This is a genomic window from Psychrobacillus sp. BL-248-WT-3, assembly GCF_012843435.1.
In the GTDB taxonomy this organism is placed as follows: Bacteria; Bacillota; Bacilli; order Bacillales_A; family Planococcaceae; genus Psychrobacillus.
In genome coordinates this window covers 182,823-202,575 of record NZ_JABAFC010000003.1, presented here as the reverse complement: position 1 = coordinate 202,575, position 19,753 = coordinate 182,823, and the positions used below count along the sequence as shown (strand labels likewise).

Annotated in this window: 19 protein-coding genes and 1 pseudogene; 2 read left to right on the top strand and 18 right to left on the bottom strand. The window is 36.6% G+C overall.

Annotation, left to right across the window (positions count from 1 at the left end):
* From HF876_RS03740 to HF876_RS03710, 7 genes are all read right to left on the bottom strand, one after another.
* Nucleotides 1–872: ribonuclease YeeF family protein (locus HF876_RS03740; RefSeq protein WP_205963991.1), on the bottom strand; the 872-nt coding region annotated here is incomplete at its 3' end.
* A 290-nt stretch (nucleotides 873–1,162) separates the two neighbouring features.
* Nucleotides 1,163–2,716 carry a histidine kinase N-terminal 7TM domain-containing diguanylate cyclase gene (locus HF876_RS03735; protein ID WP_205963990.1) on the bottom strand — a complete coding sequence of 518 codons (1,554 nt, stop codon included), beginning with the start codon at nucleotides 2,714–2,716 and terminating at the stop codon, nucleotides 1,163–1,165.
* A gap of 240 nt (nucleotides 2,717–2,956) precedes the next feature.
* Complete coding sequence (locus HF876_RS03730; RefSeq protein WP_169358708.1) at nucleotides 2,957–3,775, bottom strand: hypothetical protein; 819 nt, start codon at nucleotides 3,773–3,775, stop codon at nucleotides 2,957–2,959.
* A gap of 104 nt (nucleotides 3,776–3,879) precedes the next feature.
* On the bottom strand, nucleotides 3,880–4,494 hold the full coding sequence (nadD, locus tag HF876_RS03725; RefSeq protein ID WP_169358707.1) for a nicotinate (nicotinamide) nucleotide adenylyltransferase: 615 nt from the start codon (nucleotides 4,492–4,494) through the stop codon (nucleotides 3,880–3,882).
* An 18-nt stretch (nucleotides 4,495–4,512) separates the two neighbouring features.
* Nucleotides 4,513–5,985, bottom strand: a complete 1,473-nt coding sequence (locus HF876_RS03720) for a nicotinate phosphoribosyltransferase (RefSeq protein WP_169358706.1) — start codon at nucleotides 5,983–5,985, stop codon at nucleotides 4,513–4,515.
* 28 nt (nucleotides 5,986–6,013) lie between these two features.
* Nucleotides 6,014–6,559: a cysteine hydrolase family protein gene (locus HF876_RS03715; protein ID WP_169358705.1), complete on the bottom strand. Its 546-nt coding sequence runs from the start codon at nucleotides 6,557–6,559 to the stop codon at nucleotides 6,014–6,016.
* 61 nt (nucleotides 6,560–6,620) lie between these two features.
* Nucleotides 6,621–7,397 (bottom strand): NUDIX domain-containing protein, encoded by a 777-nt coding sequence (locus HF876_RS03710; protein WP_169358704.1) that lies wholly within the window; start codon nucleotides 7,395–7,397, stop codon nucleotides 6,621–6,623.
* Between the two features lie 454 nt (nucleotides 7,398–7,851).
* On the opposite strand from HF876_RS03710, the gene HF876_RS03705 reads away from it, so the two are divergent.
* Complete coding sequence (locus HF876_RS03705) at nucleotides 7,852–8,235, top strand: hypothetical protein (RefSeq protein WP_169358703.1); 384 nt, start codon at nucleotides 7,852–7,854, stop codon at nucleotides 8,233–8,235.
* 306 nt (nucleotides 8,236–8,541) lie between these two features.
* Here the strand turns inward: HF876_RS03705 and HF876_RS03700 are convergent, their stop codons facing one another.
* Together HF876_RS03700 and HF876_RS03695 are read right to left on the bottom strand one after the other, a co-directional pair.
* Nucleotides 8,542–9,324, bottom strand: coding sequence for a GNAT family N-acetyltransferase (locus HF876_RS03700; RefSeq protein ID WP_169358702.1), 783 nt, complete (start codon nucleotides 9,322–9,324; stop codon nucleotides 8,542–8,544).
* 19 nt (nucleotides 9,325–9,343) lie between these two features.
* The gene (locus HF876_RS03695) at nucleotides 9,344–9,772 is read right to left on the bottom strand and encodes a GNAT family N-acetyltransferase (RefSeq protein ID WP_169358701.1); all 429 of its coding nucleotides are present in this window, start codon (nucleotides 9,770–9,772) and stop codon (nucleotides 9,344–9,346) included.
* Between the two features lie 235 nt (nucleotides 9,773–10,007).
* On the opposite strand from HF876_RS03695, the gene HF876_RS03690 reads away from it, so the two are divergent.
* Nucleotides 10,008–10,901: a 3-hydroxyacyl-CoA dehydrogenase gene (locus HF876_RS03690; protein WP_169358700.1), complete on the top strand. Its 894-nt coding sequence runs from the start codon at nucleotides 10,008–10,010 to the stop codon at nucleotides 10,899–10,901.
* Nucleotides 10,902–11,365: 464 nt separating this feature from the next.
* On the opposite strand, the gene HF876_RS03685 is transcribed toward HF876_RS03690, so the two are convergent.
* The 9 genes and pseudogenes from HF876_RS03685 to HF876_RS19230 form a co-directional block, all read right to left on the bottom strand.
* Nucleotides 11,366–12,121, bottom strand: coding sequence for an SDR family NAD(P)-dependent oxidoreductase (locus HF876_RS03685; protein WP_169358699.1), 756 nt, complete (start codon nucleotides 12,119–12,121; stop codon nucleotides 11,366–11,368).
* Nucleotides 12,122–12,204: 83 nt separating this feature from the next.
* Nucleotides 12,205–12,669: a hypothetical protein gene (locus HF876_RS03680; protein WP_169358698.1), complete on the bottom strand. Its 465-nt coding sequence runs from the start codon at nucleotides 12,667–12,669 to the stop codon at nucleotides 12,205–12,207.
* A 123-nt stretch (nucleotides 12,670–12,792) separates the two neighbouring features.
* The gene (locus HF876_RS03675) at nucleotides 12,793–14,496 is read right to left on the bottom strand and encodes a peptide ABC transporter substrate-binding protein (RefSeq protein ID WP_169358697.1); all 1,704 of its coding nucleotides are present in this window, start codon (nucleotides 14,494–14,496) and stop codon (nucleotides 12,793–12,795) included.
* A gap of 260 nt (nucleotides 14,497–14,756) precedes the next feature.
* Nucleotides 14,757–16,214: a D-alanyl-D-alanine carboxypeptidase/D-alanyl-D-alanine endopeptidase gene (gene dacB / locus HF876_RS03670; protein ID WP_169358696.1), complete on the bottom strand. Its 1,458-nt coding sequence runs from the start codon at nucleotides 16,212–16,214 to the stop codon at nucleotides 14,757–14,759.
* A 221-nt stretch (nucleotides 16,215–16,435) separates the two neighbouring features.
* Nucleotides 16,436–17,260, bottom strand: a complete 825-nt coding sequence (locus HF876_RS03665) for a sugar nucleotide-binding protein (protein WP_169358695.1) — start codon at nucleotides 17,258–17,260, stop codon at nucleotides 16,436–16,438.
* 19 nt (nucleotides 17,261–17,279) lie between these two features.
* A complete protein-coding gene (locus tag HF876_RS03660) occupies nucleotides 17,280–18,167 on the bottom strand; it encodes a hypothetical protein (RefSeq protein ID WP_169358694.1) in 888 nt (295 codons plus the stop codon).
* The gene (locus HF876_RS03655; RefSeq protein ID WP_169358693.1) at nucleotides 18,164–18,727 is read right to left on the bottom strand and encodes a GNAT family N-acetyltransferase; all 564 of its coding nucleotides are present in this window, start codon (nucleotides 18,725–18,727) and stop codon (nucleotides 18,164–18,166) included. Before HF876_RS03655 ends, HF876_RS03660 begins: the two co-directional genes overlap by 4 nt.
* Before the next feature lie 25 nt (nucleotides 18,728–18,752).
* A complete protein-coding gene (locus HF876_RS03650) occupies nucleotides 18,753–19,640 on the bottom strand; it encodes an alpha/beta fold hydrolase (RefSeq protein ID WP_169358692.1) in 888 nt (295 codons plus the stop codon).
* 19 nt (nucleotides 19,641–19,659) lie between these two features.
* Nucleotides 19,660–19,749, bottom strand: a pseudogene (locus tag HF876_RS19230) (shikimate kinase); the annotation flags it as partial.
* Nucleotides 19,750–19,753 lie beyond the last annotated feature (4 nt).

Here is a 19,753-nt window from a genome sequence, read left to right as displayed (position 1 = left end):
ACATTTTCATTTATATTTTTTGTGGTCGAATGAGTAGGAAGACTAGCAAAACCTAGAATACTAGGACCATATAAAACGGTTGGTTTTCGGATAAATCCTCCGTACCCAAATTGGAGTGGGCTTGCCCCAATTAAAAAAGTGGAAAACATGGTTGTCAAGTCATAATTATTTGGTTGGATAGCGGTGTCTCCTGGAATCCGTGAGGTACGTGCTTCCAACTCCATTTTCAAAGTATTCGCCAAGATCCCCCAGCGACTCGGCTGAAAATGGACATCGGTTAGACCACTTTGAAACATTCCGTCTATATCCGTTAGCCATGTGTCCATTGTCTGGATATCCTGTTCCACAGGATTCAATGACACGGTCTGAGAGTAATCGAACTCGTTCAACTTTTGTACAGTGTCATCCCGTTTCTTTTTGGAAGTAATGACGCCTTCCTGGACTGCACTGTCATCGAGATGAGGCAGGGCCACGATATCACTGACACTGTCCATGATACTGTTCGCCTCATTCGTGAGGGCTTCTGTCAGATTGCCAATCAGTGTTAGGCCCTGCTCCAGCTCCCCTTCTAAAAACTCTTGCCTTATGTATCCGGCTGGATCTGGCTCCAGAGATTGGAGGGCAGATTCCATTTGCTCTAGCGTCTGAAGATAAGTGACGGAGAACAGCTGGAAGAATTGGAGAAAGGGCAGGTGACACTCTGCATAGAAGTCACGGATGGCATTGCCTCCCGCTCCCTTCAACAGCTCGTCCATTTCAACTAAGCCACTTACCGTTCTTTCGATATTCTCTGTCTCATTTCTCAGGCGCTCAAGCATAGCTTTATTTCGTTTCAATCCATCTTGAAGTAAATCTACGTCTAATATTTTCATAGGCAACCACTCCAAATGCTCGATGATAGGAAGGATTGCCGGTTTTCATTATTATACAATATTCCCCTAGAACTAGGCATACTTTCTCCTCCTGCAGTAATCTCTTTTTATCTATAATATTCCATTTATTATAAAGAAAGGTAAAGAATGAAATGAATTAAATCATTAAAACAATTCATAAGGATTACTATTATCTAGAAAAAATAAGTCTATTGCATTAAGTACTCCTAAGTCTTTATTCTCATTTAAAAAAAGAGTAAACAGATCACCTGTTTACTCACTTGTCTTTATTAGATTTGAAGTAACAGTTCGTCAGCATTATATAATGCCACACAGTTCCTACCTTTATTTTTTGCAGTATATAACGCTTGGTCAGCTTCTCTAATTAGCTGTTGAATGGAATATCTATCCTCTTCTACTTCCAGAAGAGCATGAGAGATCCCGAAACTTGATGTTACTTGTATTTCTTCATTATAAAATGCGACTAAGCTATCTTCCACTTCTTGTCGAATTATATTTGCTCTATTAGCAGCCTCTATCAAAGAAGTATCAGGCATACAAATAATGAACTCTTCTCCTCCGTAGCGACCCATATAGTCTGTGGAGCGTAATTTTTTCTTTACTATGCTTGTGACACTAGTTAAGATTACATCTCCTGCCTCGTGTCCATAAGTGTCATTTACTCTTTTAAAATGGTCTATATCAAACATGACAATAGAAATATTACCTCCATCTATCGATATATCATCAAATATTACTTCCGTTTTTTTCATAAAGAATGTACGGTTTAATACCTGGGTAAGCCCATCTATGCTTGCCAATTGTTTTAATTTTTCTTCCATCTGTACTTTTTCCGTAACATTAATAAAGGTAATAATTTTACCGACACGTAACCCACTTTTATTCATCACTTCTGTAAAATTAATTCGGAAGTGTATAACTTGCTCATCTAGTAAGCTAGTATAATCAGACTCTATTTCTTCATCTAACCTCTCTTTAAGTTTAGGATTTTCATCAAGAACCTCTGCAATCGCTTTACCAATATGATGACTACTTAAAGTCGGAATTACAATTAGTGCTGCTTTATTATAATCCACGATCACCTTGTTTTGATTTAAAACAAGCACTCCTTCCTTCAGGCTTTCAAATACACTATCCCTAGCAATGGGAGCGACATTGAACATTTGCAAGGATATAAGAGCTATCCCGTGGAACGTAAAAGCAATACTTAAAGAAATCGGACCAAGATCTATCCCTTCACTCCAATCATTTAAATAAAAATAATTAGCTATGATAGGCGTAATAAAACCTGCCACCATCAATAAAGTTTGCATACGAAACAAAAACAGAGATTTACGGTATTCCTTAAGCAATAGGAAGACAGATATAGTTAAGCATAAAAATAAAAAGATAGCATGAACATTAAACCATGGGCCCCATTCTAGCTCTAATAACGGGAATGGACCATCTCTATTTATTTTCATCGATTTATAATAAAGATGATGAAGATCATTCGTTTGCATCATAAATATCGTAGTGATGGGAATGATGAAAATAGCATAGTTCCATGTTTTAATCTTGCGCCCTACATACTCCATACACATAAATAGAACAAATACAGGAATGAATGGCATGGCAAGGTACTCAACTCCAAGCCAAAACTTCATTTCTTTTAAGGTCGTGCTTGCTAATTCAAAGGCATAAGCAAATGTGAAAACCGATGACAATATTGTAACGAAAATATACGGCTTTACACCTGGGGCATCCTTAGCTTTAACTCGTATATATAAACTAAGAAACAAGCTTATTATGCCCGCTAATGTTACTACTAGAATGTGCGTCAATAATTTTTCTCCGTTCCAATTGATCTTTCATGCATCATATATTATATAGTAGTAGATTATTCTGTACTAGAGACTGTTTTGCTATTTTGTGTCATGAATACACTTTTCTGGCACGAGAATAATCACTTTATCTTCCTCAATGTTGCTCTGTAAACTTTAAAAAATCCCTATCGTTCTTAACATGTTTAAAACACTTAGAACGATAGGGTAAACATCACAATATTTTATTTTTCCTCTCATCTAAATACCTTCACTCTTTAATCTAGGATTTCTTAGGCTATCGAAAACCAAATGATGATCCTTTACTTCCTCTGCTTTACGATTACTATATAGCGCCATGTCTCTAAGCTCAGCCCATTCGTCCGCATCCTCATGATTACGACTAAACATGTATTTATCAAAGGGTCTTAGCCTGATGGATAATATAAATGCGTGTAAGTTAACCCATTTTTTTAAGGAAACAAATTCACTAATTATCCTTCTTTCCTCATCTGTTTTCATTTGAATATCATTTTGTCTAACCTGTGCCTGAATCATTTCAACTAAATAGGACTCCATTTTTTCTTCATCCTGATCGGTAACCAGCTCTTTATCACTTGCTACTTTCCACAACTCATCCGCCTTTTTCACGGCATCTACTATTTGATGTTGATTGTCTATTATTATATCAGGAACATGCTTGGCTACATTATACGCTTTTTGTACATCCTCCGGTAAAGGACCTAATTTTCTTTCAATTTGAGTAAGTATGTTTTTGTAGTTTTTGTAGTTACCTAGCCTGTTTGCCGTTGCCCATCCAGCTCCAATATGTACAAACTTCTCTATACAAACATTAAAATTGTTTGCTAGTAGCGCCTCTTCCTTTATCTCCTCGAAGTAAGGAGCACTTCCATCGTTGCGTAAAATCACTTGTTCTGCCGCTGGAGCAAAAGTGAAATAATAATAAAGTTCCCCTTTAAAAGAAAATTTCGCTGGAAAAACATCTGGTTTTTCATCTTTGGTATAAAAAGGTTTTAATGCCTCTTTGATGTTTTCAGGTAAATTGTGCATTCTGATCATGAGCTCATATCTCCCAATTTTATAGATTTTGCTAGACTATAAAAATTCTCCATAAATCTTTTATTAAAAAGGAGGCGCCTACGGTTTAGCTAGGCGCCAACAATTTATTTCCGTTGATAGAGTGTATTTTCTAGGATGTACTCATAACATTTATCTGGTAGAAGATATCTCGGCTCCCCACCCATTGCGAATTCATCTCTAATATAGGAGGAACTGATCTCCATTGCTAGTCCCTTGTCTATGAGGTGGAAACCTTCATCGTTGTTTCTCAGGATAGGGGACTTGCTGATTACCTTTAGCATATCTATTCCGTCCCTAGCCATGACGATAAATTTATTTTCCTTTACAAGATCTTCACCGTTTTTCCATTTGCCTGCCCCGATGTCTATGAGTAAATCTGCTCCCATTATGAAGAACACTTCATCATTTGGGTATTTTTCTTTGAAATGCTTCATCGTTTGATACGTATTGGCATTCCAGGCTTCCTGATTCATCTCATAATCATCTGCCTCGAATTTTTCATTGTTTTCGATAGCGAGTAAGATCATATTCCAACGATGGTTGTCAGCAACATTCATCTCTTTATCTCTTCTTTTGTGTGAACAAGGTAAAAAAATTACTTTATCTAAACGACACCTGCGCCCAATCGTACTTGCTGTCCATAAATGGACATTCGTGATGGGATCAAAGGAAGATCCATAGATTCCGATCCTAGCCATATTAACTCCTCCTATATGCTATTTTTTCTGTTTCATCATTTGCTGTGTCTTTTCTTTTATTTCTGCGATGCGATTCATCTTGTTATCCCAGCATTTTTGGCTCAGGTCGACCGGATACTCTTCTGGATTTAACGGGCGCTTATATTCATCCCAAAGTAGCTCCAGATTTTCTTGAACATTTTCTCGAATCTCTAGTATAGAAGGAGTTTCGTACGTAAGCTTGCCGTTTTCAAAAATTGTATGGTGCAGCTCTCTTGCCTCAAAATTGGTAACAAACTTACTTATAAATGTATGGACCGGATGGAACATCTTTAATCGTTCTTCTTGTTGAGGATCTTCGGTTTCTAATGCAATGTAGTCCCCTTCGGATTTGCCATTGTTCCGATTAATGATTCGATATACCTTTTTCAAGCCAGGTGTCGAAACTTTTTCAGGATTTGCACTTATTTTAATGGTATCTACCATCTCTCCGTCCGTGCCTTCAATAGATACTATTTTATAGACTGCTCCTAGGGCAGGTTGGTCATAGGCGGTAATCAGCTTCGTCCCGATTCCCCACATATCAATTTTGGCCCCTTGCGCCTTCAGGTTAAGAATCGTCGCCTCGTCTAAATCATTCGAGGCAGATATTTTGGTATCTTTAAATCCTGCTTCATCTAGCATTTTTCTAGCTTCTTTAGATAAGTAGGCCAAATCTCCGCTGTCTAATCGGATACCCTTAAAATTAATCTTATCTCCTTGTTCCTTCGCTACTCGGATTGCATTGGGCACACCAGATCTCAATGTATCGTACGTATCTACTAAAAACACACAATCCTTATGACTCTCTGCATACTTGGTGAACGCTGTATATTCGTCGATATAAGCCTGAACCAATGAATGTGCGTGGGTGCCTGCAATTGGAATACCAAACAGTTTTCCAGCTCTCACATTCGAAGTTCCATCGAACCCTGCAATATAAGCAGCTCTTGTACCCCAAATAGCCGCATCCATTTCCTGTGCCCTACGCGTCCCAAACTCCAATGTTATATCTTCTCCAACCACTTGTTTAATACGTGCTGCCTTGGTTGCAATAAGCGTTTGGAAGTTAATAATATTTAAGATAGGTGTTTCAACCAGCTGTGCCTCGGCCAGTGGTGCCTCTATACGCATAATTGGCTCATTCGGGAAAACTAGCTCGCCTTCTTTAAGGCTTCGTAATGTACCAGTAAATCGAATACTCTTTAAGTAATCTAAGTATTCCTCTTCATAGCCTTGGTCTCTTAAATAATCGATATCTGTCTCAGAGAAATGGAAGTTGTTGATAAATTCGATCACTCTCTCCAGACCAGCAAAAATAGCATAGCCATTCCCAAATGGTAACTTACGAAAATAAACCTCGAACACCGATTTTTGATTATGAAATCCATCTCTCCAATACGTTTGGGCCATATTAATTTGATACAGGTCCGTATGAAGAGCTAAGCTATCGTCTTTATATAATCGTTCCATTGTACAAACCTCCCAGTCTAAATTTCGATTAAATAACCTCTGCCCCTATAGACCCTTGGAAATGACCTAGAGCCCAGTCATGTCCTACTTGATTGAAACTAGCGACTGCATCCTTGTGCACAATGACTTTAAATCCTTTGTTGTATGCATCCACTGCAGTATGAAGCACACAAATATCCGTACATACTCCAACTAAATGAACCTCGGTAATTCCTCTTTCGCGTAGCTTTATCTCTAAATCCGTTCCTGCGAAAGCTGAATATCTTGTTTTGTCCATCCAATATACTTGCTTGCTCTCTTTAGACGATTCGTATATCTCCTGCAGGCTACCGTATAATTTACGACCTTCTGTTCCTTCTAAATTGTGAGCAGGGAACAATTTGGTTTCCGGATGATACGGATCATTTAAATGATGTACGTCTATTGCAAACACTACGTACTGATTTTCCTTGATAAAAGATTCTGTTAGTCGCGTAATCTCTTGCTCAATGTCTTGCCCTGGCTTTCCGCATGTCAATGCACCATCCGTCGCAACGAAGTCATTCGTGTAATCAATGTTAATAAGTGCTTTCATTTTATTTTCCTCCTACATATTATTTTAATAAACAAATTGTTAATCATTGATAATAAAAAAATTAATATCTAGCCGTGTAAATAGACTTCACAATATCCATTTCCAAAAATTCGTATAATGCAGCAGGAGACTTAGATGTTCTCTGTGTCTTCTTTCCCGGAACCTTTTGAATAAACGGCAGTGTCTTTATTTTCCTAGCAAAGGATTGCTCGCTTAGGATACCCGGTTCATCGGTTACAGTTGCTAATACTGCCTGAAGCTCTGAATAAGTGAAATGTTTTGGCAAGAAGTTTTTAGCAACAGTCGTTTGGAGCAAATCATTTGTAATCATGTGAATAGCATCTGTAATGATTTCCCGATGGTCGAATGCTAATGAGAGATTTAACACTTCTTCAATGGAGAATAACTCCACTTCTGCTGCATCATCTGCAGCCTTTCTTTTAGAAAGGTAATCCATCGGAACAATAGCGTAATGAGCATTCGTAATAATCCATCCACGGGGATCTCTACCAGGTGTGTCGTACACCCCGAAATGTTTGATCAGCACATTTTCAACGCCTGTTTCTTCCTCAAGCTCTCTCTTAGCTGCTTCCAAAGCCGTTTCATCCTCTTGAACAAAACCCCCTGGTAGCGCCCATTTTCCTGCCTCTATATTTGTATCGCCTTCAGCGTTTTGTAAGGCCCGCTGGATCAGCATTAGCTTCAGAGACATGATAGGTGGCTTATGCTCTTCCTTGTTCTCTGCAACTATTGTAAAAACTGCGATATCTGATGTATAGCCGTCCGGTGTTTTATATTTTTTGATATCATACTGCTTTAGTGCTTCTTCGTTAGACATGTTTATCACTCCTTCTGAAGAAAAAAATCTTTTCCAAAGGTTTTTGATTAACAATTCGTTAACCTTAATTTGATTGTAATATTTGGAATTAAAAAAGTCAAACGAAAAGTCAAAATTAAATACAAATAGTTTACTCCTTTTATTCGTACCTAGTAGTAATTACGAATACAAAGTCGCTAGCTGCGTGGTATCCTCATTATAAGTTACATCCACGTAGCCATCTAACAAGTTCTCATTTTGATATTGTCAACCTAAATGGAAACCATTCCTGGCTTATACATCCTCATCTAATCCTTCATATATTTTTTGTAAATAAACTACTCTTTAAACTCGAGACAATCCGATTGCTTCATTTTTGGAAATATACCCCATTTATAATTCACATGGTATAATCATATAAATTCACATCTACGAACAGTGTTTCTTTTAGCATTTCTAAAGGGAGGAAAGTGATATGAGGAAACCAATCATTCAAGTAATCGTGATATTGCTAATAGTTGTGATTTCTTTTGGCCCCTTGTTATATGACTTCTACATGAAGCCTGAAAATTCCTTGGAGCTTTATCAAGAGTTAAGATTCTCCGAAGAATTCACGAGTGTTCACCATTTGTTGGAGCAGGGTTATGAGAAATATTTTTCTAAAGAGGCATATGACGTATTAAAAAGCGAGAAAGGAAGCCCATCAATGATTCGGCAATTCACCGTTATTCAGTATGATGATGGTACAGAATCAGTTCTTATAGAAACCAGCCCTGGGACGAATAAACTATCAATCCTTCGGGCAGAGGTGCTCCCCGAAGTAATTGAGAATTATTTTAAGGAATTAAATGAAGAATAGCTAATTAAGCCGTTTTAACTCTTTTCTAGATATTTATAATATACAAAGGAAGATATAATAAAAGTTATACCTACTATCATAAAAACGATATGGTGGAATGGTTCAGCAAGAATATATAAATTTATAAATAACAATATAAATATAAATACTATACTAAAATATAAAAATCGGGCATATTTCATTTTTAACAACCTCATTTACTAATTAAATATTTTTTGCATTTAGGATAGTTCAAATCTACCTATATGAAATAGATTTATAAATAAAAGCTTAGTTCGATTAATACGAACCAAGCTATCATGAAGATTAACTTTGAATTTCTTTAATACTTTTCCCGCTTAAAAATGCATGACCCGCTACTGCTTTATGTACTGTCTCAAAACCATATTTTTGATAGACCTTTTCGATGGCTTCATTTATAGGGAAAACCCATAGCTTTTCAATTCCCTTTTTTGTAACTTCTTGCTGAATATAATGAATGATTTGTCCAATTAATCCTTTTCCTCTAAATGCTTCTAATGTTGCTACACTTTCCATTCTTGCTTGATTGCCATCTTCAAAAATACAAGCCGTAGAGCAGGCTGTCCCATCATAGCGAAGGAGATAATGAGTAAATGCTGGATGATTAAATTGCTCCTCAAATACTTTTTCCATTACTTCCAGGCCACCGAACTCTTTAATACTATCCTCTATATTAATAGCCTCTTGGTAGTTTTCTTTTGTCACTTTTTCAATCGTCACCTTGGGGTCAGTGGGGATATCAATAACTTTGTTATTCCATAATTGTACAGGGCTAATCAGTTCTTCATATTTAAAATTTCTAGATTCTAATTCGGACAATAGATTTTGCTGATTTTCTAGGTCATATATGTAGAACCTTGGTACAATATTTTTGGACTGAAAAAAGTGAATAACTTCTTCAGCTACTTCATGTGAATTGTCGCAAGCAGTCATTATTCTTGCATGATTAGCATCATAATAGTCAGGCTGATTCTCATTACAAAATAGAATCCCCCATGATGTATCAATTCTTCTAGTAAATGTTTCACAGTATGCTATATCTAGCATATGTATAGTTTGCATGTTCATTAAATTACCCCTATCTATTTTAATACATTAAATCTTTTTTCATATAATAATGGTCAAAGTCCCGACCAACATTAGGCAGAGTTCCATACACTTCATACCCATGTTTTTTATAAAACTCTAATGCCTGAAAGCTTAAAGTATCCAGCTTAATGAAATCACATTTTCTTTCCTTAGCTATTTCCTCTGCCTCCATCAATAACTTTGAACCATACCCGTTCTTACGTAGCGATTCATCCATTATCAAAACATGAATTTCTAGCCAATTCCAGCATACTTCTCCCATTATCCCTCCTAGCACTTGACCCTTTTCATCCTTTATAAATAAGTTAACTTCCTCATATCTCCCTCTCAAGTCCTCAGGAAAGTGTGCCAGATTAAAATAATACAATCGTTCATTAACATTTTTTTTAGATTCATCGGTATCTTCTCGTATTATTCTCAAATCCACTTTTTTCTTCCTTTCGATGTGCATAATCCTTTTTTTGCTAATTTGTGATTCTTAATCAATTTTAACATGTAATTAATTTTTTTCCTTTACTTTTCAATGAATAAATGTAATTTTCTATAATTTCAACCTTCACTCACTAGTAAGCTGTCTTGCACAAATTTTTTATTTTTAATACATAATAATGTCAAATTAGATAATAACTAATAGTTATTAGAGCATAGAGGAGTGAACTATTTTGGATATTAATAAGGTACTGGTAGCTGGTAGTGGAGTTTTGGGAAGTCAAATAGCTTTTCAAACCGCTTTTTACGGATTTAAAGTATCCGTATACGATATTAATGAAGAGGCGTTAGAGAAGGCTAAGGAAAGACTTACTGGTTTGAAAGCAAATTATCAAGAAGACTTAGGAGCAACTCAAGAAGCGGTAGATACCGCTTATGATCGTTTATCCTTATATACCAACTTAGCTGAGGCTGTTAAAGATGTGGATTTAGTAATTGAAGCAGTTCCGGAAGTGATCGATATTAAGAAAGCATTTTATGAAAATTTGTCGAAGGTTGCTCCACAGAACACGATTTTTGCATCTAACTCCTCCACTATGATTCCCAGTCAGCTTGTAGAGTTTACCGGTCGTCCTGAGAAATTCTTACATTTGCACTTTGCAAATAGAATTTGGGTAAATAACACGGCTGAAATTATGAAACATGAAGGAACGGATCCCAAGGTATTCGAAGAGGTAATTGAATTTGCTAAAGCAATTAATATGATTGCTTTACCTATCCACAAGGAGCAGCCTGGCTATATTTTAAATTCCTTATTAGTACCATTTTTAGATGCCGCTCAAAATTTAGTCGCAAATGGAATTGCGGATCCTGAGACAGTGGATAAAACATGGATGGCAGGTATGGGCGTAAACAGAGGTCCCTTCGGAGTGCTAGATATTATAGGACTAAACACCCCATATAACATTGCGCTTCAAAAAGCAAAATCAGGAAATGAGCAAAAGGCAAAAATAGCAGAATACTTTAAAACAGAGCTAATCGACAAAGGACGATTGGGTATCCAAAACGGAAAAGGATTTTATGATTATCCAAATCCAAAATATGAGGATCCTAAGTTCTTGAAATAACTATCTGAAGAAGGCTATTTATTAGTCTTCTTTTTGTTCATCTTCATCTCTATTGGGTATAGCGCTCATTTACTACATTACTGCTTTGCTTTACGACAATTACCTAGGGAATTACGACAATCTAGTGTTCGTTTACTACAATGCTGCTCTACTTTACGACAATCACACGATGAATTACTACAATCCATATCAAACTGTTAATTTGGAAAGAAATTTACGACATTCTAGTCCTCGTTTACTACAATGTTGCTTTACTTTACGACAATCACACGATGAATTACTACAATTCAAATGGAACTGTTAGTTCAGATGGAGATTTACCATAGTCTAGTGCACCTAGTAAGTCTAAAGTATTTAGTTTATTTACGAAATAGCATAAAGGAGTGGTACTTTGCGGTGAATAATAAATATAATCACTTAAAAAGTCAGAGTGATAAATAACTCCCCCTGACTTTTTCATATATTTATCGAAGCATTATTGATCCGCCGTCTGCCATGATTGTTTGACCAGTTATATACTTAGAATCCTCGCTTGCTAAGAAAACTGCTACACGACCGATATCTTCTTCCACATCACCGAAGCGTCCCAGTGGGATTTTGCTGCGAACATTTTCGTAATATTCAGGCTGGGCTTTTGCCCATGCTTGTACACCTTCTGAGTTAGCAATAGGAGAAATAATGTTTACGTTAATACCGAAGCGACCCCATTCATTGGCTGCCACTCGGGAGATTCCTCGAATTGCTTCTTTTGCTGCAGCGTACGCCCCTTGTGTTTCGTGTCCAGCTAATCCAGCGCCTGATGCAAAGTTAATCACATTTCCTTTTGTTTCTTTTAAATATGGAAGTGCTGCCTGCATCAAATAGAAGGTTGGGTAAAATCCTGTGCCGAATGACAAATCTAAATCTGCTTGTGTTGTTTCTTCAATCGTCACCTGTTTAGATGCATGTGCATTATTGACTAAAACATCTATTTTTCCGTACGCTTCTGCTACTGTAGTGATAATTGTAGGAAGCTTGTCTCTATCCATTAAGTTTGCCTTTAAAAACATTGATTTAGGTGATATTTCCTGAAGTACTTTTAGACTTGCTTGACCAGCTTCTTCGTTCACATCAACAATTGCTATTATTGCTCCTTCTTTAGCCATCGCCTTGGACATACCTAGCCCAATGCCTCCTGCTCCTCCTGTAACAATAACAACCTTATCCTTAAGCCTGTCCATAATATTACCTCCTTAACTCTTTTCTATATCATCCTACCCCTTAATCCTTTATATCTCAATTTAAATGCTGTTATATATTTATACTATTTGATTCTAGCCCCATCATGCCCAGTATCCTCTGTACTTTTTGCAATTATTGCAGAAGCATTTTTATAGTTTTCATTTATAGATTCGCTAGAAGAACCCACTGGGTTTCCGTATGCAGTGAAACTAGTGGGGTCTTCCTTCTCATTCGCTTTTTTTGTACTAGCCCTCTCCGTACTCTCTGCAATAATGGAGTTTGCTGCTTTATCTGTATAATTCATAGGTGGTACATCTGATTTTAAAGGGTCTCCGTATGACCGATCCGTTGTATATTCCTTGGAAGTATTCTGTTTTCCAGAGTCATTCATCATTGGCTTTTGTGTACTATCTGCTATTTGAGAGGATGCTTGCTTAAATTCTTGATTTATTGAGGGTTTGGTAAATTTAATGGGATCTCCATAAGCTGTATTCGTGGCAAAGTCTTTTTTTCCTAATTTAGCAATTTCATTATTTTCTTGCTTCAAAGTATGTATGGCCTCCTTTAATCGAATACTATTATCCTTTCCACCCTTGTAATAAATATGCAATCTAGAAGAGGTGAAAAAAAGTGTATACCCATTAATGGATATACACTCATCATTTACGGATTATTCTTTTCCTGAAATATAAGCCCATTTGTAGCTGTAATCACCTGTAAACGGATGAGATATAATTCCGTGAACGTATGGTTTTTGTAGCGACATGAGTCCCGACTGATACATCGATGTGACGGAAGCATCTTCCTCCATAATGATTTTTTCAGCTTTTGCTAGAGCTTCCCAGCGTGCCTCAGGCTCCAAAGCAAGTTCATTTTTTGCTAGGTCAATCAGTTTATCCAACTCCGGGTTTGAATAAGACATATTATTTTGCGGTGAACCTGTAACAAATAATTCTAGGAAGGTAATTGGATCTTGGAAGTCAGGTGCCCAGCCAGTGCTTTGAATATCGTAATCCTGCGCTGCATCCTTGTCCAATTTCACATTGAATGTAACTGGTATCAGCTTAATAGTAAGCCCTTTAAGATTTCCTTCCATCTGAGCTTTTAAATATTCATCCATATTTTTAGCAAGCTCACTGTCATTACCAACTAATTCTAGCTCTAATTCAGTCAGTCCTTCTTCTTCCATTCCTTCTTGAAATAGTTTTGCTGCTTCTTCGGCGTTATACTTTGTCAAATCTCCATTTATATCACGAAAATCTTTTTTATTTTCATCGAATGTCAGTCCTTTAGGCACTAGGAAATCACCTGGTATTGAACCGTTTGCCAGTATAGCTGATGCCAAATCCTCTTTGTTGAAAGACATAGCAATTGCTTTACGAATTTTCACATTTGAAAGGGCTGTTTTTTGACCATCACGTTCTTGGTTAAGCTTTAAATAGTAGATAGTAGGTTTCAATTCTTTTATTACCTCTTCATGATTTGCATATTGAAGTGCAAATTCTCCTGATAATCCTACACGATCTTTTTCCCCATTCTCATAGAGGTTAACAGATGTAGATGTTTCCTTGACTACGTCCACATTAACTTTATCCAACTGGACAACTTCAGCATCCCAATAGGTTGCATTTTTTTCTAATGACCAGGATAAGCCTGTCCCGTCCCATTCAGTAAGCACAAATGGTCCATTGTAAATAAGGTTATCTGAGTTAGATGCATAGGAATTACTTTTTTCAGTTACATATTCCTCATTTTGAGGATAGAAAGTACCAAATGACATGAGGGACATAAAATAAGGAACTGGTCTTTCAAGCGTCACCTTTAATGTTTTATCATCCACGGCTTCAACGCCCAATTCTTCTTTTGCCATTTCTCCCATTGATATTTGAGTTGCATTTTTTATTAACCCTTGCATCATATAAGGACCATAGGAGCTACCTGTTTCAGGGTCAATTGCTCTTCTCCAAGAAAATACAAAATCTTTTGCTGTTACTGGGGTACCGTTGGACCAGTTTGCATCTCGCAATTTGAATGTATAGGTTAATCCATCTCCTGAAACTTCTGGTTCACCTTCTGCCATTGCAGGCACAGGAATATTTTCTTGATTTAATCGATAGAGCCCTTCCATTACGTTATTAAGGTAGTTAAAAGACACAGCATCGTCGGCCAAAACGGAGTCCATTGATGGAATCTCTGCACCTGCCACAAGATTTAATTCTTGTACTTCATCAAGTTCAGCAGAATCCTTCCCGTCAGTAGTTTCTGGCTCTTTCGTTGAACTCTCTTTAGTATTTTTATCCTCATTGCAAGCAACTAGAAAAATACTTAAGATAAGTAGAAACACCCATAAAAATTTCTTTTTCACTTCATCCATCCCCTTTTTTTAACACATTAAGTACTCTATTAATATATTTCACTAATCGCAATAAATCAAATAATAATTAGATTTTTTAGAATAATATTGCTATTCGTCATAAATATGTATGTTAGCATACCTTTTGATTTGAATGTTAATCAAAACCATATATTTCACTAAGCGCCACTTCTCCAACTTGATACTTTTTACTTTCATTTTGACAATAGAAATAGCCAGTAAACTTTCGTTTACCGGCTTTCTATTAATTTTATATAATTTTATAGATTTCTAGCCATTACCGTTACAATTTCATCAATTACTGAAACTGCACCTGACTTATCTTGTACCAATACACTAAAAATATATTGTTCTCCATTACTACCTTCTATATAACCACTTAAAGTACTTACGCCAGTTAATGAACCTGTTTTGGCATAAACGTTACCTGAAGTAAGCGGATCTTTTAGACGGTTTCTTAGTGTACCTCCTACCATTCTGTCAGGATGAGCAGCTACTGGTAAACTTTTAAAATAAATGTCAAACCAATCTTCCTGTTGTACCTTAAGAAGTAAATCATTAATAGCAAAGCCAGATACTGAGTTTGCATGAGACATTCCAGAGCCATCCTCAAATTTCCAATCAGTCATATCTAAGTTAATGGATTTACCGTACTGCTCCATCACCTTTAAGCCGGCCTTCGTGCTTCCATGATTGCCCTTGACCTTGCCCATTGTTTTAACCAATATATCCGCAATACCATTATTACTTAGCTTCATATAAGGAATGAGTAATTCATTTAGAGGCATTGATTCCTTGACTGATATTAAATTAGCACTTTTAGGAGTAGCTGCTCTAAAGAATTTATGTTTCTTATACTCTATACCTTCTTGTTCTAATATGGCTTGGAACATTGTCAGTGTATGAGTAGTTGGGTGCTGCATCGTTACCCACTCTCTTTTAGTCTTATCAATAGGTAGATTGCCACTTATAACGATTTCATTGGTCCGATACGATCTCTCTATTGTAATAGTATTACTTTGTCCAGCCGCTACAGTTTGTGCTTGATTGACAATCTCTAAATCTCCGAGATGAGGAGTTGCTTTTACGGTTGGAGCATTCCCGATTGCAGAACCATTTACATCGATAATAATGGTTCCAGAATCATAGTCAGCATTTGGCGAAGTAGTCAAAGCCGAAATAGGCGCAGCATAGTAATACGATTCATCATTTGCCCATATACCTGGTGTTAACAAATCATCATCAAACCACTTGTCATCTCCGACAATTCTTCCATCAATCGTTTGAATTCCTTTAGCCTTCAGTGCTTGTGCAAATTGTCGTAAATCTTCCTCCATTAAGGTTGGGTCGCCTTGTCCCTGTAGATAGACATCTCCTTTTAATACTCCATTAGATAGCTTACCGCTCGTATAAAGACTTGTTTTAAAACGATAATCTTCTCCTAGAACATCTAGCGCTGCAGCAGTAGTGATCAGCTTCATATTCGAAGCAGGTTTAATAGGTGTATCGCCATTATAGTCATACACCACTTCACCAGTCATCCGGTCCATAATCGCAATACTTACATTTGCCCCAGACAATTTTTCTTGAACAATTGTCGAAATGGATTCACTTAAAGCATCCTCAGTTGTTACCTCTGCTTGAGCTAATTGCCCCATTCCAAACATGCTCACAAATAAGACCCAAGCCATCAAAAGGCTTGCCAACCTTTTCCTCATAACCTTCCCCCATTCTAATTTGCATTAATAGATTAGGGACATATTCCACTTAAAGAAGAAATTTCCTTCCAATAAGTAAAAAAGAGGATTTTCGGAGTGGTATGTTAAGGGAAGTATCTATCAATATTCCTATGGTAATTATGTCTATTGAATTAGGATTAGAGAGTGTTTATTGTTTTAGTTGAAATTCATTGTCTCCGCATTTATCGATTTTCCGTAATTTATATATTCCTAAATACGGTTGGCAGCAATTCAGAAATTTTATCCGTCCTTAAGGATGTATCGAGAGAAATATAGGGATTCTCTTCTTTTGGAACAATCACTGGGCAAATATAGGTACTGTCGAATCCAAGCTGCTCCACTCTCTTTTTATTAAAAGTATAATAGCTTTCCTTTTGTCGTGGACCTGCATGAAGAATGCCTATCACGTTATTTTTAGTTAGCTCTAACAATGCGTCTGATAGATCATGGACATTCACAAAAGATCTAAATACATTTTCCCACGCGTAATATGGTTTACTTTCTTTTATATGTTCAATTATTTGGAGAGTACGTTTTTCTATATAATGATTGTCTCCATATAATGGTCCTGTCCGTACAATCACGTGGTATGGATGGTTCTTCATCAAATATTGTTCTCCAGCATGTTTTGCATTTACGTAAATAGCTAGACGAGCTTCGGAAGGTAGCAAACCAGTTGGATCAAGCTCATCGTAATCACCCCTACCATCCACGAACACCGCGTCAGTAGATAGGAATATGAATTTGGTGACCTCACTCAAATGTGTTACGACATTTTTCAGTCCAGTTTCAATAAGCTGATCCTCGTTCTCCATACTCATAAGACACCAAATGACGACATCCGGTTTTATACTATCTATTGTCTGTGCAACTAAATGCTTGTCCATTACATCTAAAGGAATGATTTTTTTTGCCACGTTTGAATACCTAGATGTTCCAACAACGGTTAGCAATTCTTCATGAAGAGCCTTTTGATATAAGATAGATCCTAAAAAGCCAGTGGCTCCAAGAATTAGTACTTTCATTTAATTGCTCCTTCTTAATTTATAAATGTTTATTTCTTCTATAAATCCTTGTAGTAAACCTTTGCCATTCCTCATTTAGTTTGGACCATTCAACAATTTTCCAAGGGTTAAAGAAAGTTTGGCCGTTTTTATTGAAAAAAAGATAATCACCTAAGCAGTAAGAAGCGTGTTGAATGACTCCTTCGTCATTAACCCAAGCCACTATATCAGTTTCCTGAAAGTCACCATCATGAATAAAGTAACCTGCTCTTTTTATACCTTCTTCAAATGTCTTTTGGTGGACCCATTCATGTATCATCCACTCCTGTTGAGTGACAGCATATAACGTAGCAGATAAGCAATTGCTGCCTGCATTATGAGGAAAAGTATTTGCAAATTTTTTTATATGTATTGGAGCATTTTGGGGAACTACACAACCATCCCAACTATCCCATTCTTGTGCATATTCCTTTAGCAATTCTAATTTTAGCTGCTCAGATAATGAGGTCCAAATTTGGCTTTGTAAGACTATGTATACTTGATCATTTTTAATCACTATATGGTTCTCTATTAATGGATTACTCTCCGGTAGAGAAGGTAATGGTAAAACTAAGCCTCTATTTATTTCCACCTGTCTAGCATTCAATATTTTTTTCATTTCATTCGGTAATTGATTAAACCAACCAGGCTGCGCTACGATAACAAATTGAATATCATCATCTATATTCCAGTATTCATAGCTATTCACAAGTTGAATATAATTATAGGAAGAATGCTCAAAAAATTCGTTTTTCGGTATGATTAGAACTTCAGTAAGATATAGCTCTAAAATAAACAGGTCCTCTTCTTTAATAAAGAACAAATCTTTTTCCGGTACATACTGATTAATCCAACTTTTAAAATGCTCATTAGATGGTATCATATTCATTTCTGTTCACCACCCTTCCAATCTCCTAGGGAAAGTACATAATGCTCGTGCTGTTTACCATGTATTTGGATGTTACCTTTAAGACTAAAGCCACATTTTTGAATGACCTGGATTGATCCATGATTGTAAGGTAGAACCACCGTATTTAGCTGTTGAACATTTGTCTTTGTAAACAAGTATTGAATTAATCCCTTAACTGCCTGAGTTGCATAACCGCGTTTTTGATTATCCTTTGCTACTGCATAAGCTATTTCTCGATTTGGTTGGGGTAGCCCCTCCTTCAAGCCTGTATTACAAAAACCGATAAATTTGTCAGTTTCCTTTAAAAAAATTCCTAACTTTAAATACCCTTGATCATCGATGTTCGGAACTGCTGACAAAAATGATTTATTCGATGGAATTTCATAATGTTGAACCCAGATTGCTCGTTGTTCTTTTGTAGAACGCCAATCAGGTAAAAACTCGTAGATCTCTGGTTGTGATGTCAGCTCATAAATAGCATCCACATCTTCAATTGAAAACTCTCTTAGAAATATTTCCTCGCAGTCTATTACAAACATTAGATTCCTCCACTTTCCATAATGTCTATTCCATCAAAAAACGGGTTACAAGTTCACAGTATTCCTCCGGGGTTTCGTAATGTGGGGTATGTCCACAATTTTCTATCAAGACCACTTCTCCTTGGGAAACATCTTTGTTAAAGACTTCTACTTGTATAGGACAAGTAACCACATCGTGCTCACCTAACATGAGTAAGCATGGTATTTTTATTTCTTTTAGCAAGTGTAAAACTGATGTAAAAATTTTTCCTTCTTCTTTCAAACGATTAAAATGGATCTCTGATTTATCATAAAAACTTTCCCATTGGTCCTCTGAATAAACTGTTGTATCCGTGTGATTACTAAAATTATAAGTATATATGTGCATTCTTTTATCCTCTAAAAAGGTGCTTAGTTCTGTAAACCCTTCAACAAGCTCCTTTGGTGATGAGGAACTATTGGCGAGCTTCAGGCACTTTTCTTGTAGGTCGGACTGTTGATATTTTTTAAACAAGTCTGCCGTCTTTAAGAGGAGCGCTTTTCCAGTCAGCCCAAAATCAAATGTAGGAGCTTCAAAGATTACTTTTTCAATAAAATTAGGGTATCGGTGAGCATATAAAGTAGCTAGATAACCTCCAAAGGAATGCCCTATAATAGACCATCTTTGAATTCCTAAGTGTTTGCGAAGCTCCTCGCAATCATCTATTAAATCATTAAGACTAAATGACTCTCCATCATGAATAGCCTCCGATCTACAAACACCCCTTTGGTCCATTGCTATTAACTTAAAGCGATGACCTAGTCTTTTAGCTTGATGATATGTAAATTCAAAACAGCTCCCTCCAGGTCCACCATGTAAAAATAAGACTGCCTTGTCACTAGTGTTTTCACTTACTTCGATGTATAGCTCTTTTCCATTAATCTTTAAATGCATGAGTTATCTCCTTTTACAACAGCTTTAGACCTGTTTCCCTCGCAAGCTCCTGTCCAACTGTCATCTTGCCCACTGCTTAGGGTCCAAATATAAAAACAAACTTATCCATTTTA